This is a genomic window from Fibrobacter sp. UWT3 (assembly GCF_900230125.1).
Lineage (GTDB): Bacteria > Fibrobacterota > Fibrobacteria > Fibrobacterales > Fibrobacteraceae > Fibrobacter.
In genome coordinates, this window is sequence record NZ_OCSS01000003.1 from 1 (window position 1) to 24,264 (window position 24,264).

A 24,264-nucleotide genomic window follows, 5' to 3' on the forward strand; every position below is an offset into this window, starting at 1 on the left:
ATATATAAAGGATTATAATGAGCCAAATCAAGAAGCCGCCTCCCCGTTCAAGAATCGGAACTTTATCATTGTTCTTATTATGCTTGTCATGCTGTTCGTGATGTTCCCGCTAACCGGGCAGGACAAGGAACAGAACCTGACTCGCACCGAATTTTTGGCCATGATGGGAGACTCCACCAAGGTCATTACCGAACTTTCGCTGCAGAAGACCCCGACGGCATCATCATCGAGGGCGCCTACAAGCTTAGCCCGAAGAAATTGCCGAAGCCGCCAAGAACAAGAGCCCCATCGCGCGCTTTACGCGTTCCGACAATGCTGGTGACACCAAGCACTTTACAAGCCACATGCTCGAAATCTCTAACGAGCAGATTACCGCATGGGAAATGTTCAAGGGCGTGAAGGTAAAGGTCATCCACGAATCGACTACGTGGATAGACACCATCATGGCGTTCCTCCCGGTTCTCCTCATCATTGCGTTCTTCTGGATAATGACGAGCCGCCAGATGGGCGGTGGCGGCAAGAACCCGTTCAGCTTTGGCAAAAGCCAGGCAAAGATTATCGGTAACGACCCGAAGAAGAAGACCACGTTCAACGACGTGGCGGGTTGCGACGAGGCAAAGCAGGACTTGCAGGAACTCGTGGAGTTCTTGAAGGACCCGAAGAAATACGACGAACTCGGTGGACGAATCCCGAAAGGCGCTTTGCTCGTGGGGCCTCCGGGTACAGGCAAGACGCTCCTCGCACGCGCCGTCGCCGGCGAAGCGGGAGTGCCGTTCTTCAGCATGTCAGGTTCGGACTTCGTGGAAATGTTCGTGGGCGTGGGCGCAAGCCGCGTGCGCGACCTGTTCGAGACCGGCAAGAAGAACGCCCCGTGCATCCTGTTTATCGACGAAATCGACGCCGTGGGTCGCCAGCGTGGCGCAGGCCTCGGTGGCGGGCACGACGAACGCGAACAGACACTGAACCAGCTGCTCGTGGAAATGGACGGCTTCGCTGCAAACGAAGGCGTCATCCTGATTGCAGCCACCAACCGCCCCGACGTGCTTGACAAGGCGCTGCTCCGTCCGGGACGCTTCGACCGCCAGATCGTGGTGGGACTGCCCGACCTGAAGGGACGCGAAGAAATCCTGAAGGTGCATTTGAAAAAGCGCAAGGTACCTCTCGACAAGGATGTTGACGTGAGTGCCATCGCGAAGGGAACACCGGGCCTCGCCGGTGCCGACCTCGAGAACCTCGTGAACGAAGCGGCCCTCCTGGCCGCACGGTTCAACAACAAGAAGGTAACGATGCTCGACTTCGAGGAAGCACGCGACAAGCTCAGCATGGGTGCCGAGCGCCGCACGCTCCTGATGACCGACGAAGAGAAGCGCCACACCGCCTACCACGAAGCGGGCCACGCCCTCATGACGCTCCTGTGCAAACACAGCGACCCGCTCCACAAGATTACGATTATCCCGCGCGGCCGCGCTCTCGGCGTCACGATGAGCCTCCCGGAACGCGACCAGGTGAGCTACAGCCGCGAGTACGCCGAAGAACGCATCATGATTATGATGTCGGGCCGCCTTGCAGAACTCATATTCTTCAACCACCAGAGCACGGGTGCAAGCAACGACATCCAGCGCGCCACCGAACTTGCACGCAAGATGGTCACGGAATGGGGCTTCGACGACGAAATCGGGCCGGTATGCTACAGCCGCACCGATGGCGAAGTGTTCCTGGGCCGCGAAATAAGCAAACCGAAGGAAATGTCCGAGATGATGGCCGAGAAGATTGACAACGCGGTCAACAGCCTCATCAAGCGTCTGGATGCAGCCGCACGCAAGCTCATCGAAGAACACAAGGACAAGCTCGTGGACCTCGCCGAAGCGCTGTTCGAGTTCGAAGTTCTCGACCGCGAAGAAATCGACAAGGTCATGGCGGGCGAAAAGCTCACCGGTACCAAGAAGAGCCGCCAGTACCAGGCTCTCGAAGAGATGGCCGAAAAGAAGAAGCGCGAAGAGACTCCCCCGCCCGACCCGGGCAAGCAGCCGCCGGTAGCCCCGGTCGCCGATGCGCCCGTTGCCGAAATCAAGCCCGCCCCCGCTGGCGGTGGTTCGGCAGGCTCACCAACCGTTACGCCGTCAGTGAGCGACGGCGAAGCACATTCAACTACAGTCGAACCGCACGAACAGGAAAACTCGTAGATGCTGAAGCCTGTCCTGGAACAAAGTCGCGCCCTCCCCTGGAAAGTCGGGAACAAGGTCATCCCCTGTTCCACGCCTCTCGTGATGGGAATCGTGAACGTGACTCCGGACAGTTTCTTTGACGGCGGCAAGCACAACTCGCCCGAGGCGGCATACGAACATGCGGTATCGCTCCTGCAGCAGGGTGCAGACATTCTCGATATCGGCGGAGAAAGCAGCAGGCCCGGTAGCGCCCCCGTAAGCGAGCAGGAAGAAATGGACCGCGTGTGCCCCGTAGTGGAGGCGCTCGCTCAGCTTGCAAACATTTCGGGAGACCTCGACAATCCGGGTTCCCGCGAGTTCTACATCTCGGTCGATACCGTAAAGTCACGTGTCGCGCGCGAATGCATGAAACTCGGAGCGCACATCATAAACGACATCAGCGCCTGCGCGATGGACCCCGAAATGGCGGGAGTCGTCGCAAGTACCGGCGCAAGCGTGGTACTCAACCACATGCGCGGGACCTTCGGGAACATGCAACAGGATTTCAAGCCCTATGCGAACGTGGTCACGGAAGTGCGCGAAGAACTTGTATCGCGCGCGGAAGCCCTCATCAAGGCGGGCGTCGAGAAGTCCAGAATCTGCATCGACCCCGGCATCGGTTTCGGAAAGACCGCTCAGGACAATATCGACCTGATGAAATCCACCGAAGAATTCCTCGCGGAAGGCTACCCCATCCTTGTGGGCACATCCCGAAAGTCCTATATCGGGAAGATTGCAGGCCTCGAAAAAAGCGACAGGCTCATTCCCACCGTCACTGCAGGCATTATCGCAGTCCTCGGGGGTGCATCCGTACTCCGCGTTCACGACGTGCGGGAGACAAAAGAATCTATACTTTACCTGGAGGCGCTGAAGACCCGTGGTACTGTTTAAACTTTTTGACGTTATCGACGTGAGAATGGCCGACATCCTGGATGTCCTCCTGATTTCCATTCTCCTTTACTACGTGTTCCTGCTGTTCCGCGGCACGCGCGCCGTGCAGATGATCGTGGGTGGCCTTTTGCTGATTGTCGCCTGGCTCATCGCCCAGTGGTGGGAACTGCGGAGCATCTCGTGGATTCTCAGTAACCTTACCGGAATCGGCATCATCGCGCTCGTGATTCTTTTCCAGCCCGAAATCCGAAGCGCCCTTACCCGCATAGGCCAAACCATAAGCCGCGCGGACATACGGCAACTGTTCTTCCATTCCAGCGGTCTCGACGAAGTTACCGAATCCATTACGTCTGCAGTGCAGGACCTCGCCAAGAATCATGTGGGTGCGCTCATCGTGCTCGAAAAGCGCGTGGGACTCCGCAACTACGAAGAAACCGGTGAAATCCTGAACGCCCGAATCAGTTCACGCCTGCTGAGGGCACTGTTCTTCCCAAATTCCGCCCTCCACGACGGCGCAGTGCTCCTGAACAGCCACAGCATCGTTGCCGCAGGCTGCATCCTCCCCATGCCCACGGGTAACGCCGAAGGCGATGCGGGCTACGGCATGCGTCACCGCGCTGCAAAGGCACTCGCCGCAGAATGCGATGCCATGGTGATTGTCGTTTCCGAAGAGACGGGCGGCATTTCCATCGCCTACCGTAACAGCCTGCGCCGCAAGCTTTCCATCAAGGAACTTGAAGCCGAAATCAAGCGCCACTGGGCAGAACTCTTCCGCGAACAGGTCGTTGTACCGGAGAAGGTCGACGTAGAAGACAACTAGCAATAAACTTTTTTAGAACTACGGCAATATGAACGAGAACAACGAAAATACGCAAGAAAGCAAGAACGCGAGCAAGAGAAAGAAGAAGAACATCGCCGTACTGGTCATCATGTTCCTTCTGCTCGTCTGCCTTTTCATTGTGCAGTGCCAGCTCGACAAAATTAAGCAGGAAGCCCAGCAGAAGGCACAGGAAACAGAACTGGAAGCGCGCCAGAAGCACATTCTCGATAGCCTGCGCAGGCTCGAGCAGGCAAAGGCCGACAGCCTCGCGAACGCAGAAGCCGCACGCATCGCCGACAGTTTACGCCTTGCAGACAGTGCTAGAGTCGCAGACTCCATACGCATCGCCGATTCGCTCGCCTCGCTCAAGCCCGAAATAAACAAGGATAGCTTGCGCCACGTGCGCGACAGCATCAAGCACGTACGCGACAGCGTCGCAGCCGCCGACAAAGCCCGCAACGATTCGCTCGCGGCAGTCGCCGACAGCCTCGCAAAAGTTGAGAAGGCCCGCCTCGATTCTCTCGAAAAGAAACGCGTACAGGATAGCATCCGCGCCGCAGACCAGACTCCGCCCTCCGCCGAAATCGTACCGCCGAGCGGCCGCTACTACGACCCCATCAAACTGAAGGTCAAGTGCGACGAAATCAAGTGCAAAACGTACCTTTCCATCGGTGACACGCTGAACCCCGTAGAGGCGGGCAAGGCCGTGGAATACAACAAGACAGGTAGCGTGTTCTACTTTGCGGAAGATTCCGTCGGGAACCGCACCAAGTGGGAAGAAGCAAAATACGACATGGCTTCGGACAACATCTGCGGCAAGAACGCCTACCCCGTGCCCGTTGGCGGGAAGACCGTTTGCGTGGACGCCTACGAATACCCGAACGAAGCTGACGCCAACCCGCGCGACATGGTGAGCCAGGAGCAGGCGGAAGAACTCTGCAAGCAGGCAGGCAAGCACCTCTGCAGCATCGACGAATGGCAGGCGGCATGCCGCGGCAAGGACAAGACACGCTTCTCGTACGGTGACGGCTACAAGCAGAACAAGTGCAACACGAACACCAAGGCCATGAAACGCAGTGGGCGCAAGGAACAGTGCCGCAGCTGGTTCGGCATGTACGACATGAACGGAAACCTGTGGGAGTGGACCTCGACCAAGAGCAAGGACCACCCGAACATGTTCCTCGTGGCAGGCGGCGCCTGGAACACGAACAACGAAAGCAAGTGCACCGACAGCAAGTTCAGCTTCTATCCGCAGAACCAGTACCCGAGTGTCGGCTTTAGATGTTGCAGGTAAACAAGAAGCGTTGTATAATGGATAATTGATAATGGATGATGGATAATGTGAAATCATCAATCATCAATTATCAATCATCAATCAAGTAACTCCACGTGCAAGTGCTCGGCTTCACCCTTTTCCCACAGCACGCGGAAGCGGTACCCCAGACGCAACTGGGCCATTTCAACCAGCTCGCGGCGCTTGTTCATCGGCAGGTTAACTATCCGAAAATCTAGCGCGGCATTCATGTAGTGCTTCGAGTTCTTCGCGTGATACGGGTAGTCATTCCCACTCGTAATTACGGGCACGTAATCATCGCCCATCACCTTATGGAAGCAATGCACCACTTCGATTCCGGCACTATCCATCGCAGGGAGCAGACTTTCAAGATACACGCCCTCCTTCTGGCGGGTTCTCTTAAGCAAAAGCAGGTGCACACCCTGCTGGTTGAACGGCTTGTTTTTCGCCTTCAGGCTGCGCAGGTATTCTTCCGCATCAAAGACGATTTCTTCGTGCTTGATTTCGACATGCTGGACCGGCTGTATTCTTGAATTCAAAAAGAAGTACCCGCCCACCACAGCCGCAATGGCAAGAATAGGCGCAATTAAATACAAATGTTTAACAAAAAATTGCATTTTCCCGCACACAAAAATACTATTTTAATGGCATGAAAAAGATTCTCGCCCTCATTACCGTTTCCATTCTCCCCCTGATGTTCACCGCCTGCGGTCAAAAGACCGGTACGGAATCCTATATCGGCTACTGGCAGAGCGACGCGAACACAATCTTTGAAGTCCTTACCGAGAACGGCGAAGACTTCATTATCCGCAACATCTACGGCGACCTCACCGCAAAGGTCGTGGATGGCGCTCTCCGCGGCAAGAACAACGTGGATATGGACTACTCCATGACAGTGAAGGGCGATTCCGCATACTACCTGTTCGCGGACATCACTACCGGCTATAAGCGCATCACGAAGGAAGAATACGACAAGATCTTCGCGACGCTCTCCAAGCCCGCAATCCAGTAATTCCGGATTACCCGCAAAAAATTTAAAGCCGCTGTAAAGCGGCTTTTTTTTTGCAGTTTCGGTCGTTTATCGTTTATCGTTTATCGCGCGCGGCCTACTTGCCGCTCATCGTCTCGACAACAATCTGTTCGAGCGCCTTCGCATTGGGCACGCCGCTCCACACGCCCTTGATGTAGCCCTCGCTATCGAGCAGCATGAGCGTCGGTACGGCGCGAATCCCGTAACGCATCCACATTTCTTTCTTTGCGTCGCGGTAGAGCGGGTACGGCGAGCGGTGCTGCCTCTCGTAGAATGCGTTGAGCGTCGGGAGAGCCTCGTCGGCAATACCGATGACTTCCAGTCCCTGGTTGCCGAGCTTGTTGTAGAGGTTTTCAAGAATCGGGAGCGTCTGCCTGCAGGGGCCGCACCATGTGGCCCAGAAATCCAGCAATGTCGCCTTCGGTTTATCTTTCCGCCGGTCAGCATTCTGATAAAAATTCTTGCCGAATTCCGCCATCTTGCTCCCGATGGCAGAACCCGTGAGGCTGCTGATGTCATCGGGGCGGTCGGTGAGCTTTACCTTGAGGTTTTTCTTCTTGCCGTCGCGCAGGATTTCGACCGCAACGGTAGCGCCCGTCTTTGAACCGGAAATGACGGAGGTTATCTGCGACATGTCGGCAAGCGGCTTACCCGCAAAGCCGATAACCTTGTCACCCGCGACAATGCCCGCGGCCATACAGCCCGAACCGGGATGCACGCCCTTCACGTCGAGTGCCAGGTGGTTCTCGAATTCAGTCTTCTTGAAAATAAGCCCGAGCCACGGACCCGCAAACGAGGGAACCGCAGCAAACAAAACCAGCATAAATGCAGATAAACTAAATCGCATAGTCTAACCTCTAAAAGAACAGTACGGAAAATTTCAGGTAAAGGAAGAACCTTACCGGCTCCACAATCGGCAGATGCTCGTTTTCCTTCTCGACAGGCTCGCCTATCACGTAGCTGCCAAAGAATTCAAGCCTCCCTGCAATCGAGCCCTTTTCAAAAAAGAGAATGTCACGGCCATACCCGAACGACACCACCGGCGAAAAATGCGAGCCGTCCTCGTGATCGAGGTAGAAGCCCGATACCGCAAACTTGAGAAAGTCATCGTGACCGGAGCGCATGAGCGAGCCCAGGAAATACCAGTGCCAGTCAATGCCCGCCTCCAGGAATTCGGCAGCAAACGGAACCGTCCCGAAAACTCCGAGAGAATGATTCTTGTGCAGCCTGTATTCGGCATCGACACCCACCGAGCCATCGAATGTCTTGAGGTAGTAGTCGAGCGACGCTCCCCCGCCAAACAGGAACGAGGGCAGCGGGCGTTCATCCTTCTTTGCGCGGTCCTCTATGGGTAGCCCCATAAAGTCATCGGCCAGGCACGCGCCCGCGACAAACAGAACCACAAGCAAAGTAAGAGAACGGAACATCATCCAAACAAACTAAACAGAGCGGACCATCGGCTTCTTGGGATTACGGTCGTCGTATTCGCCAAGCGACTTGTAGCCGTCGTTTACCAGGGCATCGTAAAGTTCGTTGCGCATGGCATGTGCGGCCATCCAGCGGAAAGCCACCACGGAGTAGCACTGCACCGCATCGACACCGAGCTTGATGAGGTCGTAAATCTTGTAGCCGTGATCAATGCCGCCGCACGCAATAACGCTCATCTGCGGGTAATGCTCGCGGATGTACTTCACGTTCCAAACCATGTTATCGAACAGGGGCCTGCCCGACATACCGCCGCAGTCGCCATCGGCACGGAGCGGTGTCAGGTCATCGAACTTCGCGTTCATCGGGAGTTCGCTCATCTTCGCCGTCGGGTAGGTATTGCCAACGACCACACCGTTCACGCCGGTCCGGACAAGCATATCCATGATGGAAATCAGGTGACGTTCCGAAAGGTCGGGGCTAAGCTTCGCGTACACCGCCTTCCTGAGCGTCTGGGAATTTCTCACGTTCATGATTTCGGTAAAGATGCGTTCCGAGAAACTCATGTCCAAATCGACGCGCGACTCGCCCGTATTGGGGCAACTCACGTTAATCTCGATGTAGTCCGCCGCGCGGTAGGCAATCGTGAAACTCTCGACGATATCCTTCAGTTTTTCTTCAGGGTCCGAAAGGCCCGGAGTTTCTGCAACGGAAATGCCCACGCAGAGCCCGGCCTTGTGCGCCTTCACGAGCTGTGCATCTACGCGGCGCGCGATAACCTCGACACCCTCGTTGTTGAGCCCCATACTGTTGTGGATAGCGCGGTCTTCTTCCAAAAAGCCAATGCGAGGCCTGTGGGTGTTGCCCTCGCGGAAATGGCGCGTGGCAGTACCGACCGTAATGCCGCCAAAGCCCACGTTCGCGTAATCCCTTATACGGAGAGCTGTCTTGTTCGCACCGGCGGCCAAGATGATGGGGCACCCGAGGTAAAGCGAGTTGCTGCGGTCGGTGAAAGTTACTACGCGACGGAGCGGCTTCGAAAGATCTGGGCGGCCGCCCATGAAGGGAATAAACGGAGCAAAACGTGCGACGTGCTTGAACGAGTCGTGCCTGAACTCCGGAGACTTGTGGAAAATCTTACGGATAAGCGCAAGAACCTTGTCGCTAAAACGCAAATAATATTCGTGGTTGATGCAATCATTCGCCATATTATTTAAATTACAAAAAAAAGAGGTAACAAAAGTGCTTTTGGACGTAGAAAAGACTACTCATGCAAATTTCGACGGCTATATCGAGGCCCTCAAGCGCCTTGTGCGCATTCCATCCATCAGTTTTGACAACTTTGACCAGAAATTCGTGCAACAGAGCGCAGAAGCCGTAAAGGCCATGTTCGAGGAGGCGGGGCTCAAGAATGTGCAGTTCTTGTTGCCGCCAAGCGGGAGAGCGACCGTATATGCGGAGAGCCTCACGAGCCCCGACAAACCCACGATTTTACTCTACGCGCACCACGACGTGCAACCCACCATGCGCGAGGCGCTGTGGAACAGCGCACCGTTCGAACCCGAGATTCGTGGCGACCGCATCTACGGGCGCGGAACCGCCGACGACAAGGCTGGCATCATCACGCACCTTGCGGCATTCAAACAGGTACGCGAAATGCTCGGCGACAAGGGACCGAACCTCAAGTTCATTATCGAGGGCGAAGAAGAATCCGGAAGCGCGGGCTTCGCAGAAATATTGCGCGAGCACGCGAAACTCCTGAAGTGCGACGCGGTAATTGTGGCCGACCTCGGGAACTTCGCGAAGGGGACACCCTCCATCACAACGACACTCCGCGGGATGAGCGCGGTGAACATCACCCTCCGCAGCACCAAGACGCCGCTCCATTCCGGTAGCTGGTCAGGCCCGATTCCAGACCCCGCGCAGGCACTCTGCCGCATGATAGCATCGCTGACCGACGAACGCGGGAACATCGCCATCCCGAATTTTGAGGATGGCCTCGTACCGCCTACGCCCGAGGAACTGGAATCGTACCGCAGTCTCGGCTACAGCGAAAAGACGTTCCGCAGCGAGAGCGGCGTTTTGGACAAAGTAAGACTCACCGTCCCCGAAGGGGAAATTCTCGAATCACTCTGGCGCAGGCCTTCCATCGTGGTGACCGCGATGGAGTCGGGCAACCGATCGAGCGCGGGTAACGTGCTCCAGGACTGCGCCTACGCCCGCATCGGAATCAGGCTTGCGCCCGGCATGAACGCGGACCGCTGTTCACAAATGCTCTTGGACTTTTTGAAGGCTCAGGTCCCGAACGGGCTCGAATTTACCGCCGAAATCGAGGACGGAGCAAACCCGTTCGTCACCGACACGCAGCACCCCTTCTTCAGGAAGATGAGCGAAGCAATGGCGCAAGCCTACAAGAACGATACCAAGTTCATCGGCTGCGGTGCAAGCATCCCGGGTGCAGAACTCTTCCGAAAGACCTTTGGCGACATTCCCATACTGCTCACCGGCCTCGAGGACCCCGAATGCGCGGCCCATGGCGAGAACGAGAGCCTCTACCTCCCCGACTTCGAGGCGGGCATTGTCGCCGAGACGCTGTTCTTTGTATCGCTCGCATAGGGCGACCCCATTTTTTAGAATTTGCTATATTGAAAAACATGGAAAAGAAACTGGTTGTACTGACGGGCGCAGGAATTAGCGCAGAATCCGGACTCCGCACCTTCCGCGGAAACGACGGGATGTGGGAACACGAGAATATCGAGGACGTCTGCACGCCCGGCGCTCTGCGTCGTGACCCGAAGCGCGTCATGGACTTCTACAACTTCTTGCGCAAGGGGCTCCCCGAACACAAGCCGAACGCAGCCCACATTGCACTCGCCGAACTCGAGAAGCGCCTGGGCGACCGCTTTCTGCTGGTGACCCAGAACGTCGACGACCTGCACGAACGTGCGGGCAGCAAGCGCATTCTCCATATGCACGGCGATCTGATGAAACTCCGTTGCATGAAGGACGAACGCCACGAATTCATGTTCAACGGTGAAGAGACGCTCGAAACAAAATGCCCGTTCTGCGGAGCCGGCACCCGTCCCGACATCGTGTTCTTCGAGGAAGTCCCGCTCTACATGGACATGATACAGAACGCACTGCGCGACTGCGACGAGTTCGTGTACATCGGCACGAGCAGCGTCGTGTACCCCGCCGCCGGTTTCAAGAACTTCGCCAAGCGCTTTGGCGCGAAGGTGACCTGCCTCAACCTCGAAATACCCGCACACGACCCGGATACCGACGTGTTTGTGCAGGGCAAGGCAACCGAAATCGTACCCAAGTGGTGCGAAGAGTTTAAGTAATACGTGCGACCAACGCGCGATAAATAGTTTGTATAAAATGCCGCGACTTAGCGAATCCGAAGCTTTAGACCTGTTTTTAAACGCGCCGCTCGACGAACTCTGCGCACGCGCAAACGCCGAGAAGGAACGCCTGCACGGGAAATCCGTGTACTGGGTGAACAACCGCCAGATCAACTACACGAACGTGTGCGTACTGCACTGCAAGTTCTGCGCCTTCTCGAAAATCAAGAAGGATAGCCCGACCGCATACGACTGGGACTACGGCACCATCCGGAACAAGGCCGCAGAGGCAATTGCCGGAGGCGCGCGGGAGCTGCACATCGTAGGCGGGCTCCACCCGGACCATCCCTTCGATTACTACATCGAGATGTTGCGCAAACTGCGCGTTGAATTCCCGAAAGTGAACCTGAAGGCTTTTACCGCGGTAGAGATTTGCCACTTCGCGAAAATCTCAGGCCAGACGCCCCTGCAGATCATGACCACGCTCAAGGAAGCGGGCCTGGACGCCCTCCCCGGCGGAGGCGCGGAAATCTTGGTGCAGAGCGTGCGCGACCAGATTTGCCCCGGCAAGGAGACCGGCGAGGAATGGCTCGACGTGCACCGCGCCGCACACAGGATTGGCATCCCGACAAATGCCACCATGCTGTTCGGGCACATCGAGAAGCCCGAAGACCGCATCGCCCACATGCGCATGCTGCGCGACCTGCAGGACGAGGCACCCGGATTCTTCGCGTTCATCCCGCTCGTGTACCACCCGGAGCACAACGCGCTGCACAAGATCGTCCCGAACATCACGAGTGAAGAGGATATACTGCGCACTGTCGCCGTCGCGCGCCTATTCCTGGACAACTTCCCGCATATCAAGGCCTACTGGATACAGATGGGCATCGAGACCGCGATGAAGGCGCTACACGCCGGAGCCTCCGACCTGGACGGCACGATTATCGAGGAAAAGATTACGCACGCCGCCGGAGCCACCGTGCCCGTAGGCATGAGCCCCGAACGCATGAAGGCCCTCATTACGAACGAAGGCCTTATCCCGGTCGAAAGGGATGCACTGTACGAGCGCTTTTCCTAGCGCGAACTCGGGCACTTTTTTCATTGCAAAAAGTGGCACCGCGCACTCTAAAAATTGTATATTACACAAAAGAGACACAACACCCCTACTGGAGGAAATTATGGATAAATACATGTGCGACCCTTGCGGCTACATCTACGACCCGGCTGTCGGCGACCCCGATGGCGGAATTGCCCCGGGCACTGCCTTCGAAGACATTCCCGATGACTGGGTCTGCCCCGTCTGCGGAGTCGGCAAGGACATGTTCTCCAAGGTCGAAGACTAACTCAAGTGATTTTCACGCGCCCCGGCAACGGGGCGATTTTTTTATCCGGCGAACTGGGGCAAACCGGAGCGCTTATCCGTGCGATTTTTTCATTTTCTACAACATTTTGTTCTAAAATCTTCATATATTAAGGTTATGAAACTTTTTAGCCGATTTTTTTCTTCCCTCCTGCTGGTTGCAGCCTTCGCGACAGCCGCTACGACAGCCATGACCGCCTCGGAATCCGCCAAGGCAAGCCCCGCCGAAGAGAGCGCCGCCCCTGCCGGTGAAGCCTCGACCGTCATGGCGGACAGTGCAACACCCGCCGGAGACTCCGCCATCCAGGAACTGAAAAAGAAGCGCGCCGTCTGGATCAAACTTGAAGGCGACGTAGAACCCTCCATGTACGATTTCTGCGCACGCGCCATCGCCGACGCCCTCAAGGAAAACCCGGACTACATCGTATTCGAAATCAACACCTTCGGCGGCAGGCTCGATGCCGCCTTCGACCTGGTCGATACCATCATGGCGGTCAAGGGCCCCGAGACCATCGCCCTCGTGAAGAAGAAGGCCATCAGCGCGGGCAGCCTCATCGCTCTCGCCTGCAAAAAACTCTACATGCTTGAAGCCACGACCATCGGTGACTGCGCGCCTATTGTGCAGGGCGGCGACGGCACCCCGCAAATCGTCGGCGAAAAAATACAGTCCCCGCTCCGCGCAAAGTTCAGGAACCTCGCCCAGCGCAACGGCTACCCCGAACTGCTGAGTTCCGCATTCGTAACTCCGGAACTCGAAGTGCTTGAACTCACCGCCAAGCTCGACAAGGGCAAGAAGACGGAACGCGACACGACGCTCATCATCGAGGGCCAGAAATACGCTGTCCTCGACAGCCTCGAAAAGAAGTTCTGGGGCGCCCCGAAAATCCTCGTGAAGAAGGGCGAACTCCTGACCATGACCGACAAGGAAGCCGAGGAACTCGGATTTTCGAAGGGCACGTTCAAGGACCGTAACGAATTCGAGACCACACTTGCCATCGAGAAGGCCAGTGAAGTCGAGACCACGCTCGGCGAAGACATCGCCGCCGCCATCGCGGCTATCTCGGGCATCTTGCTCATTATCGGGTTCGGCGCGCTCTATATCGAATTCAAGACCCCGGGCTTCGGGCTCTTCGGTATCATCGGCATCATCCTCATCGGCATCGTGTTCCTCGGGCAGTTCGCCCCGCAGCTCGACGGCTACATTCCCGCCATCCTGCTCGTCGCAGGCGTCATCCTCTTCCTTGTGGAAATCTTCGTGATGCCCGGAACCTTCCTGTTCGGCATCGGTGGCATCATCTGCATGATTATCGCGCTTGCGATGTCGTTCTCGCCCGGAGAACTCCCGGAATACGTTCCCGACGCCGTCGAGACGACGTTCGATGCGACCCCATGGCTACTGGGTTTGCTCTACATGCTGTGCTGTGCGGGCGTCGCGCTCGTGTTCCCGATTGCCGCCAGCAAGTACCTGATTCCGCTTTTGCCCGAGGGCTGGACTCCCATGCTCAAGACCGACCTCGAGACGGCAGCTTCCCCCACGGAATCCGTGCAGGAAGTGCATGTGGGCGACACCGGCATCGCAAAGACGTTCCTGCGCCCCGTGGGCCAGGCCAGCTTTACCATGCCCGATGGCAGCACCAAACTCTTTGACGTGCAGACCCACGGCGAAATCATCGAGTCGAACACCCGCGTGAAGGTCGAATCCGTGCAGGAAGGCCATATCTGGGTCGTTCTGGACGAGAACGCCTAAAAATTTTAGTAGAATTTGAAAAAATAACACCGGAGACAAACAATGGATACACTCCTTATCGTTGGAATCATTATCGCGGCGATTGCCGTCATCATCCTCCTCGCCTTTATCGGCAAATTCTTCAGCCTCTGGCTCCAGGCCTTGTTCTCCAGGGCAAACGTGAGCATCTTCCAGCTCATCGGTATGCGCCTGCGTAAGGTGCCCCCGCAGGTCATCGTGGAAGCCCGCATCCTCAGCTGCAAGGCAGGCCTCCCGGTCGATACGAACCTGCTCGAAGCCCACTACCTTAGCCGCGGTAACGTGCTCCGCGTGATCCAGGCTTTGATTGCCGCCAACAAGGCGAACATCAAACTTGACTTCAAGGAAGCCGCAGCCATCGACCTCGCCGGCCGTAACGTGCTCGAAGCCGTGCAGATGTCCGTGAACCCGAAGGTCATCACGACCCCGAAGGTTTCCGCAGTGGCCCTTGACGGTATCCAGCTGCACGCCATTACCCGTATTACCGTGCGCGCCAGCATACAGAAGCTCGTCGGTGGTGCCGGCGAAGAAACGGTTATCGCCCGCGTTGGCGAAGGCATCGTGTCTTCCATCGGTTCTGCGGTAAGCCACAAGGAAGTGCTGGAAAACCCGAACATGATTTCCAAGAAGGTGCTCGCCTCCGGCCTCGACGCCGGAACCGCATTCGAAATTCTCTCCATCGACATCGCCGACGTGGACGTGGGCCAGAACATCGGCGCCATCCTCGAGACCGACCGTGCCGAGGCCGACAAGAAGATTGCACAGGCGAAGGCAGAAGAACGCCGCGCCATGGCTTTCGCCGCCGAACAAGAAATGAAGGCCAAGGTGATGGAAATGAAGGCGAAACTCGTGGAAGCCGAAGCCCAGATTCCGATGGCCATGGCAACCGCACTCCGCGACGGCAAGCTCGGCGTGATGGACTACTACAACCTGAAGAACATCGAAGCCGACACGCAGATGCGTAAAGAAATCGGCAACGCACCCGAGGCCAAGTAAGCAACCGTAGGGCAATATGGAAACCCTAATATTCCTAGCCATCGCAGCCGTCATCGCGATTGTCGAGAACAAGGTCAAGAAGTCAAGGGAGCAGAATCAACTGCCCCCCTCCAGGCCCAGCGATTACGACAACGAATATGCGGAAGATTCTGAGGAAGAAGCGCAGGAGCCGCAAGTTCAGCCCCCGCGTTCCCTGCAGGATCTTATCAAGCAGTTCGAGAATGCCCAGCGGGAAGCCGCTCAGGGCAATATCGAGCCGCCTACGCCCCCTGTGGAAAGGCATCACGACCCGAACATGCCGGTAACCTTCCGCGATATTGCAGAAGCAGTAATTGAACTGGACGTCGTCGATGCAGAATTCCTGATGGATGAATTCAACCTGAGCGAAGGCGATGCTATCTCTGCGTTAAACGACCTGCAGAAGTACCGCATCATCGGGCGCGACATGGAAGACGGCGAACACGACGTGCTCGTGCACGACATGGACGAACTGGACAACCTGCTCTCGCACGAAAGGCACGTGACGCCGCAGCAGAACGCGGAAGAACCCACCGGATTGCAGGAACCTGCCGCAGACGCCGAAATGGAACAGGCGCGCCAACAGGAACTGGAACGCCAGCGCAAGCTGAACAGCCTTGAAGGCCGTGCAAAATCTGCAAGGGAAAGCGCCGCTGCATTTACCGACGTGGATGCCGCAGACGCCGACAGCGAAGCCGCTCCAAAGCCGCGCCGTGCTCCGCTCGTTTCCACAAGGAGCCTTGCCGACGTGCGCAGGGGATTCATCTGGGCGAAGGTGCTGGACGAGCCGCGCTTCAAGCGCCGCTGGAGCACACAGTACAGGTAGCCAGGACAAGCACCTGTTGACGCCTACAGGAAATAGCCCGTAAAACTAAATTGCAGGCTCCATAGTTTCATGGGGGACGCTTCTCGGTAAGCGGCCCCTTTTGTCATTTCGACAATTCCGTCCTTTTCGATACGGGTCATGTCCATGACAAAGCGCATTCCAAGGAAATAATCCCAGCCGATATTAAATCCACCACCGAAAACAAGAGACCAGCCGAGCGGTTCCACGTCGAAGCCAAAAGACTCATCACCGTCATCTTCAATCGATGCGATATCGCCGTCAACATTCAGGTTAAACTGGGCGCCAGCCTCAAGATAGAACTTTGATATCGGTACGACCCGAACCAAGACCGGGAATGCAAATCTATACACATACAACCCGAAATTCATCTGGTCACCATAGGGGTCTTCGGGCGGGATGCCATAAACATCTTCGTCCAGCCGGAACCAGGCCATACTAAATTCCGCCTCGCCTACAAACCCGACAAAGCCGTTCAGCCGATACATGTACGAAGCGCCGATTTCTATTCCCAGACCCGCGAAATTACCCAACGCCGCCTCCCCGACACCGTCTTTTGCCGAGCCGAACGTGCCCCTTACCGGAGCGTTATCCCACACATAGTCAAACCCGAAGGCAAAACGCCCGCCAAAATAATGCGATTTATCTTGAGCAGCACCTTCTGCGAAGGCGATTGACGCAAACAGCAGCGCAAAAATGCATATTCGAACGGCTTTCATATCTTCTCCTGCTTTAAATATAAACTATTTTCGATAAGACTCATCTTTTTTTCTGTATTTATTGTATTTTTCCCATAGAGATCGAGGAAAGTGTCATGAGAAAGCTACTCAGGAAAATCAGCGTTTTCGCGTGTTCCATATTCTGGGGGAACAGTACAAAAATCTGCAATCCGTTCAGGTTCATCCGCAAGTACTGGGCGCAGCTGCTCCTTTCTTCCATTGCCATACAAACCATAGCCTGCGCATACGGCGGCGAAGACCCCTACGACTATTCCGACGACTGCGACCCGGTATTCGACACAGAGAAGTTCACGAACGAAGGCTATACCGACTGCGAAAAGCAAATCGTAGAACAGGCACTAATCGCAAAGGACCTGCAGGACAACCTGGGCAAGCGCGAAGATGCCACCATAGAAGCCTGGAACGAGGTGCGCCAGAAAATCAGCGAGATTGCCGAGACCTGCGACATGAACCACCTCTATATGGAAGGTTCATTCACATCCCTTTACTGTTCAGACGGCAGAGTTCTTATTCCTAAGTAAAATTTGCGTGGGCACCTGGCGGTGCGGTAAATCAAGCCTTTGAAAACCTGCTCAGGAACTGCGCGAGGCGTTCGTTGCCCGATTTGCGGAACACGTGGTCGGGCGTCCCCTGTTCCACGATGACCCCACCGTCCATGAAGATGACCTTGTCGGCCACGTCGCGGGCAAAAGCCATCTCGTGAGTCACGATGACCATGGTCATCTTGTCTTCGGCAAGTTTCTTGATAATCTTGAGCACTTCGCCAGTCAGTTCCGGGTCCAGCGCAGAGGTGGGTTCGTCAAAGAAAAGAATCTTCGGGTTCATCGCAAGGGCGCGGGCAATGGACACGCGCTGCTGTTGGCCACCGCTGAGCTCGCAGGGGTAAGCGTTTTCCTTGCCTTCAAGGCCCATGCGCTTGAGCAAGAACCGCCCCATCGCGCGGGCATCTTTGCGGTCGTCCCCCAACACGCGCACCGGAGCGAGGCAGATATTCTGAAGCACCGTCAAGTGCGGGAACAAGTTGAAGTTCTGGAACACGAGCCCCGTAGAAAGTCGAATATCGCGGAGCGTTTTCGCCGGCGCATACTTGACCGCCGTGCCCTTCGCCGAATCATTCGGCACCACCATGTCCTTGCCGTCGACCTGCACCAGGCCGCCGTCAACCGTTTCGAGCTGGGTAAGGCAGCGCAACAGCGTACTCTTGCCGGAGCCGCTGGGCCCGATAATCGAGAGCACTTCGCCCGCCTTCAGGTCAAAAGAAATATCCTTGAGCACATGCAAGTCGCCAAAGGACTTCTTGACGTGTTCTACCTTGAGGATCGGCGCAGATTCATTCACGTTTTCCATTCCACGCCTCACTTATAGTAATTGAGCTTGCGTTCCACGTAGGCGAAAAGCACGCTCAGCAAAAGGTTCGCCACATAGTAGAATACGCCCGCCACGAACAGCGGGTAAATGCTCGCATAGGCGGCCTGCTGTTTCTTGGCCAGCGCAAAAAGTTCCGTCACCGCAATCACCTGCGCAAGGGAGGTGTCCTTCACCAGCGTAATGACTTCGTTCGCGCTCGCGGGCACCACGCGCTTTACCACCTGCGGGAGGATAATGCGGAAGAACGTCTGCGTGCGGGTCATGCCCAGCATGTAGGCCGCCTCGTACTGCCCCTTGGGTATGGACTGGATACCCCCGCGGAAAATCTCGGCAAAGTACGCCGCATAGTTTATCGAAAACGCCACAATTACCGCCGGGAAGCGGTCAAAGGAAAAATCCACGCCCGCATATTCGCTCAGGTAGTAGGAACCGAAATAAATCGCCACAATCTGGAGCAGCAAAGGGGTGCCGCGCATCACCGAAATGTAGAACGACACCGGGTAACGCACCACGCGCCACTTGCTCATCTTGAGGACAGCGATGAGCAGGCCCAGCGGAATCGAGAACAGGAGCGTAAGCCCGAAAATGGCGAGCGTCGTGCAGAAGCCGCCCCAGAGAATCGGGAGTAAATTGCTCAGGTCAGACATGAATAATCAATCCTACGCAAGGTTCGCTTCGGCAGACTCCCTTCGGCGTCGCTCAGTGCCGGCAGCGAACTTGGTACGCAGTTCATTATTTTCCGAACCACTTGGCAGAGATTTCGTCGAACTTGCCGTCGGCCTTCATGGCTGCCAGGGTAGAATTCACGGCATCACGCAGGGCCTGGTCTTTTTTGCGGAAACCCACGGCATAGACTTCGTCGGAAAGGCCTTCCTCGAGCACCGTGAAGTCCTTCGCGTTCGTCACAATCCAGTACTTGGCCACGATTTCGTCCAGGAACACGGCATCAACGCCACCCTTGTCCAAATCCATGAGCGCCGTCTGGTTGTCATCAAACGGGACGATTTCCTTCGCGGCCTTACCCGCTTCGGAGGCATCCAGCAACTTCTGGGCGGTAGAGCCGTTCTGCACGGCAATCTTCTTGCCGGCAAGTGCCGCGAGATTTGCAAGTGCCTTGTCCTTCACCGTGAAAATCATGCGGTTCTTGAGATACGGGTCGCTCAGGTTCATGGCCTTTGCGCGGGCGCTGTCCACGCTCATGCCGTTCCAGATGCAGTCAATCTTGCCGGTGTTCAGTTCCTGTTCCTTCGCGTCCCACGAAATCGGCTGCGTCTTGAGCTTCACGCCCAAGCGCGCACAAACTTCGGTAGCGAGGTCGATATCGAAACCCACGATGTTGTTGTCCTTGTCGCGGAAACCCATCGGCGGGAAGGAATCGTCGAGACCGAGCACAAACTCGCCCGCCGTCTTCACCTTGTTCAGGGATTCATCGGCCTGAGTCTTGGATTCCGCCTTCTGGTCGTTACAGGCAGAAAGAACCGCGGCACACGCAAACGCCGCAAACATCGCTATAAGCTTTTTCATAAATGCTCCTTTTTCATTTACAAGAGAAATATACAAAAAGGGCCGCATTCTAGTGAATAGGGACAATTAAGCAGACCTCATATTTAAGGCCTATATGATTCAAGGAGTTCCATGACGTTGGCTGCATCCTGTTCAGCCTCATCCCAGCTCTGGTCGATGTAGGGAAAGCCCTCGCTTCCGTAAAGTTCGATTAGTTCCCATTTGGATACGCCCAGAATTTCCGCGGCACGTCCATGGGATATGGTTTCGTTCTTGATAAACGGGTACAACAACAACGCATTGCGGCGGAGTTCGTCGCTCTATTATCGCATACCATGAGGTCGGCAATATCCTCTGGAATGTCCATTGTTACTGTTGCCATGGGATTCCTCAATCCTTAATATATAATTTCATCAAGAAATAGGCAACCTAGCCGGCTTGTGCGATGCCGTTTGATGCAGTAGATCGAGGATTTCGTTTGCATTTCACACTTGGCTGTGCGTGCTATTTATAAATCGCACATAAAAAATGCAGGAACCAATCACCTATTCCCTTTAGCCCGATTATGTGACTTGCAAAGCAATTCGCAGTTAGAGCGATCAGTGGCTCCGCCTTTACTCCAAGCGGTCACGTGGTCGGCATCCATATCAGTAAGTTTCCAGATTTTATTCTTATTCGCATTGTCAGACATTGCACAGAACGGACAATTCGATATTCCTTCTGCTTGCGCCTTGGCAGTCTGTACAGCATAAACGCTTTTCTTCGTAGCCTCGTCAAACACGCGCACATTCAGAAGCTTTTTATCGACTTCACCGCCAAGCACATACTCAAAAATTCCCTTGCGGTCTTTCACATAGGGGTCAGCATAAAGCGTCATCACCTTATCATGAACAACTTTAGGACTGTACGCATTCTTATGATAGATTTCATACAATCTACCCCATTCAAGCCCACACATTTCACTTTCGGTCATGTCAAAAACGCTTGAAGCCCAATCAATAACTGTATTGAAATACGTCTTCAATTCATCGATATTCGTATCACGACGATGTTTCGCCATATAAGAATCTTTCTTAGGCAACTTATACTTTTTTGCTTCTTCATCAGAAATCATCACTTCACTGACCCAGTCGAGAGCTGCGCTCAATATCCCTTGACGGTTCGGTTCCCCCTTCACGTAGGTCTGCCACATCTGCACATTTGAATTCTTGGAATTGCTGAATTCTGCCTTTGCTGCGGTTACAAACGGCCCTGAATAGATGGCGTTCAACAGTTCCTGCTCGTTTAATGGGATGCCTACAATATTAATGGTTTTGAACCACTCCTTGATATCGGATTCTTCTCCCTCGCACTCATAAACTAGCAACTCGTAATCTTCAAGTTTTTTTGTTTTTCTGCAGGAAGTCCAGAAAAATATTGGGGAATTCCGTTTGCGTCTGCGATACCGAACTTTCCTTTGATGAATCGTCCGATAGACGTTATGCGTTGTTGCCCGTCAAGAACTTCAAGATGTTCATTGTCAATCTTGTTAAAATAAATAAGTCCCAGCGGATATCCCTTGAGCATGGAGTCAATCACGGCGACATCACGTTTGCCGTCGGCGTAGATGTAATTACGTTGGTATTCGGGCTGAATGGTAAGTTTTCCCGACAGCCCGAACAAGCCCTTGCCTTCGAGTTCGTTATAGACAAAGCCTTCGCAAATTTCCTTGACGGAATATGTTTTGAGTTCTGTTTTCATAATAAACCCCTATGCCTTTGCCCTAATTACTATACGACAATAAAGTCTTTGATATTCTCCATTATCTTTTATATAAAACGCAGGACCGCCTTGTTTTTCCCTTGGCAAATCAGTGGGTTTTGTAGTCGCGAGTTCAAGACTAATTCCCAAAATTTCAAACTGTTCCGGGCAATACTTATCTAGGAAAGAAATAGGCACTCCCATTACGCCTTTATAATCGCTAGGAATTGCGTCAGTGAAAGGAACCTCTATAGCTTCGAAGTTATCATAATGCAAATATCCTTTCTCTTTTATTTCTTTATGCTTCGAAAATTTCAGATTCTGCTGCATGGTCATCAAGGACAACGGATCATGGCGACGTCCATGTTCGATGTTGGTATACCAACATGAATTACCCAGCCGGGTATAATCACCTTTATAACCCAAACGTTCCGCTTTTTCACGATCAGAATCTTTTACCACAGCCCCTTTGGGGACCCGGAACACCATATCAGAGCCATTGCCAGTTGCACCAAGCCATAAGCCATTGTCTTTAATTAGCGGAAAAATCTCCTTATACGTAATTGCATTCATATTTCCTATAACAGCAAACTTTTTCCCTGACTCCATAATCCAAGCAACAAATTCTCTAAACAGGCTGAACGGTGGATTCGTGATTATAAAATCTGCCTCATCACGCAACCGCTTAATTTCATCAGAGCGAAAATCACCATCCCCTTCAAGATACTTCCATTCCAAATCTTCAATATCAATGCGACCATTCCTGTTGGTATCGTGCTCAAGCGTGAAAATTTTGCCCTTGATTTTCGACTTATCCACATCATACCAAGGAGCCTGCTGTTCAAACAACGTCGGTTGCCAATCCTTGACCTTATACTTTTTTGATTCTATTGCATAAGATGTCGAAATCAATTTCTTCAAACCGAGCTTTTCAAAATTCTGTGCAAAATAGCGGGTAAAGTTACTCCACTCAGGGTCATCGCATGGCAACAAAATTGTCTTATTTCGGAATACATTCTCATCGTATTCCAAGTAAGCATTCATTTCTTTTTCAATATCCGCATAGATTGTATAGAACTCATTGGACCATGCAGGAGTTTAATAAGAGGGTAGCATAAGCTACTATATTCATTGCGCAACCCCCAAAAGGTAAAACAATGGCAAAAATCAACTATAGCTCCGAGACAAGGGAACAGGTCATCAAGCTGGTCCTGAAAGGCGAAAAGTCAGCAAACCAAATAGCCAAGGAACTCGGAATCGGGCCCAATACAGTCGGTCGGTGGGTAAACGAGTACCGCAAGGAACACAACCTGCCGAGCTACCGCGAGGAACGGCGAATCCGCAAGGTGTCCGTCGAGGAACTCGCCGCCAAGAACAGGGAACTGGAAAAACTCCTGAAGAAGCGTGAAAAGGAGCTTGCGGACGAGAAGGAGACGGTAGAGATCCTAAAAAAATCCCTGCACATCTTTATGCGACCACACGACTGAAATGCGAGGCGATACACGTGAACCGCAAGAAATACTCAGTCAGGAAGATGTGCAGAGCCCTAGGAATACCGCAGTGTTCCTACTACCAGTGGTCGCGCCAGCAGGAAAAACGTGCCGAGAAGAAGGCCCGCGAAGAACGGCTTGTCCAGAAGGTCCGCGACACCTTCGAAGAAAACCACCGCGTGTACGGTTGCCCGAAGATGCTGGCGGCACTCCAAGACAAGGGTGTCGAGGTAAAGGTGTGGAAACTGCGCCGCATCATGCGCGAGAACGGGCTCTATCCAGTCACACTCAGGAAGTGGAAACCCTACCGCAAGGGCAAATGCGACGCCATGTACAGCGAGAACCTGGTGCAGCGTAAGTTCGATCCCGACAGCCTGAACGCCGTCTGGGCCGGCGACATCACCTACGTCAAGACTACGCTTGGCTGGGTGTACCTTGCCGTGGTGTTGGACCTGTGTAACAAGGAGGCGGTGGGCTACGCCGTAAGCAAGAACATCGACACGGAACTTGTCAAGCGCGCGTTGTCCAATGCCATCATGCAACGCGGCCATCACGACGGGCTCATCTTCCATTCCGACCGCGGCGTGCAGTACAGTAGCATGGGTTACCGCACGATGCTCTCGGAGAACGGGATAACGCCCTCGATGAGCGCCCCGGGCTGCCCCTACGACAACGCCTGCATGGAAAGCTTCTTCGCAAGCTTCAAGAAGGAGATGGCCTACAGGCGTGACTTCAAGGACATCGAAGACGTGCGGGAGGCCGCTTTCAGGTATATCGAGCTGTTCTACAACCGGAAACGGCTCCATAGTTCGCTGGGATACATGACTCCGGTTGAATATAGGCTGTCAAAACAGGCTGCCTAGACCACAAGGGTATACCACTTAACAAGAAAAAAGGATATATTTAACTTAACCGGTAATGAATATGGTTGTTCATGAACCCACTATTAAAAAAACTACAAATCCACATCGTTCTTCGCTTCTTTCGCCTTTCCTAGCGCATCGTTCTTTGCCATCATGTTGCTCCATGCTGAAAGTGAACGAGTTCACTCTCATGGGAGCGGTTCTGGACGGTTCGCTTGCCGAGGTGCAGGCAAAAAGAAACGGCGGGGAGCCGACTCACTCCTCGCCTAAAAGCGCGACATTTTCAAAAGAATACAATACACCCGCAAAAACCCGAGCGGATACAGTACGCCCAGGGTACACTACGCCCGTGCAACCCACAGGCGATGGCGAGTCATTGTCTTATTCTCGTATTCGTGAAAGTGTCTAGTTTCCAGATGAAGAACAAGAGCGATACTCAACGAGCGTTCACCCTCGTTCTTGCAGACACCTCCAAACTTTTTCTGGATACAAAAAAGGCGTGGAGTTGAATGCACCTATCATCTGGAGGCCTAGACTGCCCGAATACAATAAGCGCAAACAACTCACGC

The 24,264-nt window shown here is 54.4% G+C and carries 27 protein-coding genes and 2 pseudogenes; 17 read left to right on the plus strand and 12 right to left on the minus strand.

Translation table 11 applies throughout. The features are described 5' to 3' along the window. The 5 genes from CRO08_RS17385 to CRO08_RS11615 form a co-directional block, all read left to right on the plus strand. Window positions 1-322 (plus strand): hypothetical protein (locus CRO08_RS17385; protein WP_255252342.1); only part of this gene is annotated, 322 nt, incomplete at its 5' end. A gap of 61 nt (window positions 323-383) precedes the next feature. Beyond that, a complete protein-coding gene (ftsH, locus tag CRO08_RS11600; RefSeq protein ID WP_369684804.1) occupies window positions 384-2,183 on the plus strand; it encodes an ATP-dependent zinc metalloprotease FtsH in 1,800 nt (599 codons plus the stop codon). Continuing rightward, the gene (folP, locus tag CRO08_RS11605; protein WP_097035667.1) at window positions 2,184-3,095 is read left to right on the plus strand and encodes a dihydropteroate synthase; all 912 of its coding nucleotides are present in this window, start codon (window positions 2,184-2,186) and stop codon (window positions 3,093-3,095) included. Next, entirely contained in the window at window positions 3,082-3,915 is an 834-nt protein-coding gene (cdaA, locus tag CRO08_RS11610; RefSeq protein WP_072810962.1) for a diadenylate cyclase CdaA, read from the plus strand. Before folP ends, cdaA begins: the two co-directional genes overlap by 14 nt. A gap of 28 nt (window positions 3,916-3,943) precedes the next feature. After that, entirely contained in the window at window positions 3,944-5,209 is a 1,266-nt protein-coding gene (locus CRO08_RS11615; RefSeq protein WP_097036340.1) for an SUMF1/EgtB/PvdO family nonheme iron enzyme, read from the plus strand. A 77-nt stretch (window positions 5,210-5,286) separates the two neighbouring features. Here the strand turns inward: CRO08_RS11615 and CRO08_RS11620 are convergent, their stop codons facing one another. Further along, complete coding sequence (locus CRO08_RS11620) at window positions 5,287-5,748, minus strand: hypothetical protein (RefSeq protein WP_141398354.1); 462 nt, start codon at window positions 5,746-5,748, stop codon at window positions 5,287-5,289. A gap of 110 nt (window positions 5,749-5,858) precedes the next feature. Between CRO08_RS11620 and CRO08_RS11625 the strand changes: the two genes are divergently transcribed. Continuing rightward, window positions 5,859-6,221, plus strand: a complete 363-nt coding sequence (locus tag CRO08_RS11625; RefSeq protein ID WP_072810972.1) for a hypothetical protein — start codon at window positions 5,859-5,861, stop codon at window positions 6,219-6,221. Between the two features lie 94 nt (window positions 6,222-6,315). On the opposite strand, the gene CRO08_RS11630 is transcribed toward CRO08_RS11625, so the two are convergent. The 3 genes from CRO08_RS11630 to CRO08_RS11640 are packed head-to-tail and all read right to left on the minus strand — an operon-like array spanning window position 6,316 to window position 8,872. Continuing rightward, window positions 6,316-7,086: a TlpA disulfide reductase family protein gene (locus tag CRO08_RS11630; RefSeq protein ID WP_097036342.1), complete on the minus strand. Its 771-nt coding sequence runs from the start codon at window positions 7,084-7,086 to the stop codon at window positions 6,316-6,318. Between the two features lie 10 nt (window positions 7,087-7,096). Beyond that, a complete protein-coding gene (locus CRO08_RS11635) occupies window positions 7,097-7,669 on the minus strand; it encodes a hypothetical protein (protein ID WP_072810980.1) in 573 nt (190 codons plus the stop codon). A 9-nt stretch (window positions 7,670-7,678) separates the two neighbouring features. Next, the gene (locus CRO08_RS11640; protein WP_097036931.1) at window positions 7,679-8,872 is read right to left on the minus strand and encodes a dihydroorotate oxidase; all 1,194 of its coding nucleotides are present in this window, start codon (window positions 8,870-8,872) and stop codon (window positions 7,679-7,681) included. Window positions 8,873-8,906: 34 nt separating this feature from the next. Between CRO08_RS11640 and CRO08_RS11645 the strand changes: the two genes are divergently transcribed. The 4 genes from CRO08_RS11645 (at window position 8,907) to rd (ending at window position 12,351) form a co-directional block, all read left to right on the plus strand. Continuing rightward, complete coding sequence (locus tag CRO08_RS11645) at window positions 8,907-10,280, plus strand: M20/M25/M40 family metallo-hydrolase (protein ID WP_255252344.1); 1,374 nt, start codon at window positions 8,907-8,909, stop codon at window positions 10,278-10,280. Between the two features lie 38 nt (window positions 10,281-10,318). Then, entirely contained in the window at window positions 10,319-11,008 is a 690-nt protein-coding gene (locus CRO08_RS11650) for an NAD-dependent deacylase (protein WP_097036344.1), read from the plus strand. A gap of 37 nt (window positions 11,009-11,045) precedes the next feature. After that, entirely contained in the window at window positions 11,046-12,086 is a 1,041-nt protein-coding gene (mqnE, locus tag CRO08_RS11655; protein ID WP_097036345.1) for an aminofutalosine synthase MqnE, read from the plus strand. 100 nt (window positions 12,087-12,186) lie between these two features. After that, entirely contained in the window at window positions 12,187-12,351 is a 165-nt protein-coding gene (gene rd / locus CRO08_RS11660) for a rubredoxin (RefSeq protein ID WP_097036346.1), read from the plus strand. Between the two features lies 1 nt (window position 12,352). Here the strand turns inward: rd and CRO08_RS17390 are convergent, their stop codons facing one another. Then, on the minus strand, window positions 12,353-12,475 hold the full coding sequence (locus CRO08_RS17390; protein WP_255252345.1) for a hypothetical protein: 123 nt from the start codon (window positions 12,473-12,475) through the stop codon (window positions 12,353-12,355). A gap of 11 nt (window positions 12,476-12,486) precedes the next feature. On the opposite strand from CRO08_RS17390, the gene CRO08_RS11665 reads away from it, so the two are divergent. Genes CRO08_RS11665 through CRO08_RS11675 form a run of 3 tightly spaced genes read left to right on the plus strand, consistent with a single transcriptional unit; the run spans window position 12,487 to window position 15,973 of the window. Beyond that, complete coding sequence (locus tag CRO08_RS11665; protein WP_255252346.1) at window positions 12,487-14,115, plus strand: nodulation protein NfeD; 1,629 nt, start codon at window positions 12,487-12,489, stop codon at window positions 14,113-14,115. A gap of 42 nt (window positions 14,116-14,157) precedes the next feature. Further along, the gene (gene floA / locus CRO08_RS11670; RefSeq protein WP_072810990.1) at window positions 14,158-15,129 is read left to right on the plus strand and encodes a flotillin-like protein FloA; all 972 of its coding nucleotides are present in this window, start codon (window positions 14,158-14,160) and stop codon (window positions 15,127-15,129) included. Between the two features lie 16 nt (window positions 15,130-15,145). Then, window positions 15,146-15,973 carry a hypothetical protein gene (locus CRO08_RS11675; protein ID WP_097036347.1) on the plus strand — a complete coding sequence of 276 codons (828 nt, stop codon included), beginning with the start codon at window positions 15,146-15,148 and terminating at the stop codon, window positions 15,971-15,973. Window positions 15,974-15,996: 23 nt separating this feature from the next. Here CRO08_RS11675 and CRO08_RS11680 read toward each other — a convergent pair whose 3' ends face one another. Continuing rightward, the gene (locus tag CRO08_RS11680; protein WP_097036348.1) at window positions 15,997-16,710 is read right to left on the minus strand and encodes a hypothetical protein; all 714 of its coding nucleotides are present in this window, start codon (window positions 16,708-16,710) and stop codon (window positions 15,997-15,999) included. A 95-nt stretch (window positions 16,711-16,805) separates the two neighbouring features. Between CRO08_RS11680 and CRO08_RS11685 the strand changes: the two genes are divergently transcribed. Next, on the plus strand, window positions 16,806-17,252 hold the full coding sequence (locus CRO08_RS11685; RefSeq protein WP_097036349.1) for a hypothetical protein: 447 nt from the start codon (window positions 16,806-16,808) through the stop codon (window positions 17,250-17,252). Window positions 17,253-17,283: 31 nt separating this feature from the next. Here CRO08_RS11685 and CRO08_RS11690 read toward each other — a convergent pair whose 3' ends face one another. The 6 genes and pseudogenes from CRO08_RS11690 to CRO08_RS11715 all read right to left on the minus strand — a co-directional run. Next, window positions 17,284-18,078, minus strand: coding sequence for an amino acid ABC transporter ATP-binding protein (locus CRO08_RS11690; RefSeq protein ID WP_097036350.1), 795 nt, complete (start codon window positions 18,076-18,078; stop codon window positions 17,284-17,286). An 8-nt stretch (window positions 18,079-18,086) separates the two neighbouring features. After that, the gene (locus tag CRO08_RS11695; protein ID WP_073114339.1) at window positions 18,087-18,746 is read right to left on the minus strand and encodes an amino acid ABC transporter permease; all 660 of its coding nucleotides are present in this window, start codon (window positions 18,744-18,746) and stop codon (window positions 18,087-18,089) included. A gap of 85 nt (window positions 18,747-18,831) precedes the next feature. Next, window positions 18,832-19,623 carry an amino acid ABC transporter substrate-binding protein gene (locus tag CRO08_RS11700; protein ID WP_097036351.1) on the minus strand — a complete coding sequence of 264 codons (792 nt, stop codon included), beginning with the start codon at window positions 19,621-19,623 and terminating at the stop codon, window positions 18,832-18,834. Between the two features lie 83 nt (window positions 19,624-19,706). Next, complete coding sequence (locus CRO08_RS11705) at window positions 19,707-19,892, minus strand: UPF0175 family protein (protein WP_217990590.1); 186 nt, start codon at window positions 19,890-19,892, stop codon at window positions 19,707-19,709. Window positions 19,893-20,143: 251 nt separating this feature from the next. Continuing rightward, a pseudogene (locus CRO08_RS11710) lies at window positions 20,144-21,342 on the minus strand (HNH endonuclease family protein). Between the two features lie 9 nt (window positions 21,343-21,351). Continuing rightward, window positions 21,352-22,434: pseudogene (locus CRO08_RS11715) on the minus strand (adenine-specific methyltransferase EcoRI family protein); the annotation flags it as partial. Between the two features lie 65 nt (window positions 22,435-22,499). Between CRO08_RS11715 and CRO08_RS11720 the strand changes: the two are divergent. Genes CRO08_RS11720 through CRO08_RS16765 form a run of 3 tightly spaced genes read left to right on the plus strand, consistent with a single transcriptional unit; the run spans window position 22,500 to window position 24,104 of the window. Continuing rightward, entirely contained in the window at window positions 22,500-22,829 is a 330-nt protein-coding gene (locus tag CRO08_RS11720; protein WP_097034692.1) for a transposase, read from the plus strand. Window positions 22,830-22,846: 17 nt separating this feature from the next. Beyond that, a complete protein-coding gene (locus CRO08_RS11725) occupies window positions 22,847-23,695 on the plus strand; it encodes an IS3 family transposase (protein ID WP_176495014.1) in 849 nt (282 codons plus the stop codon). Between the two features lie 55 nt (window positions 23,696-23,750). Further along, complete coding sequence (locus tag CRO08_RS16765) at window positions 23,751-24,104, plus strand: hypothetical protein (RefSeq protein WP_141398355.1); 354 nt, start codon at window positions 23,751-23,753, stop codon at window positions 24,102-24,104. Window positions 24,105-24,264: the final 160 nt, after the last annotated feature.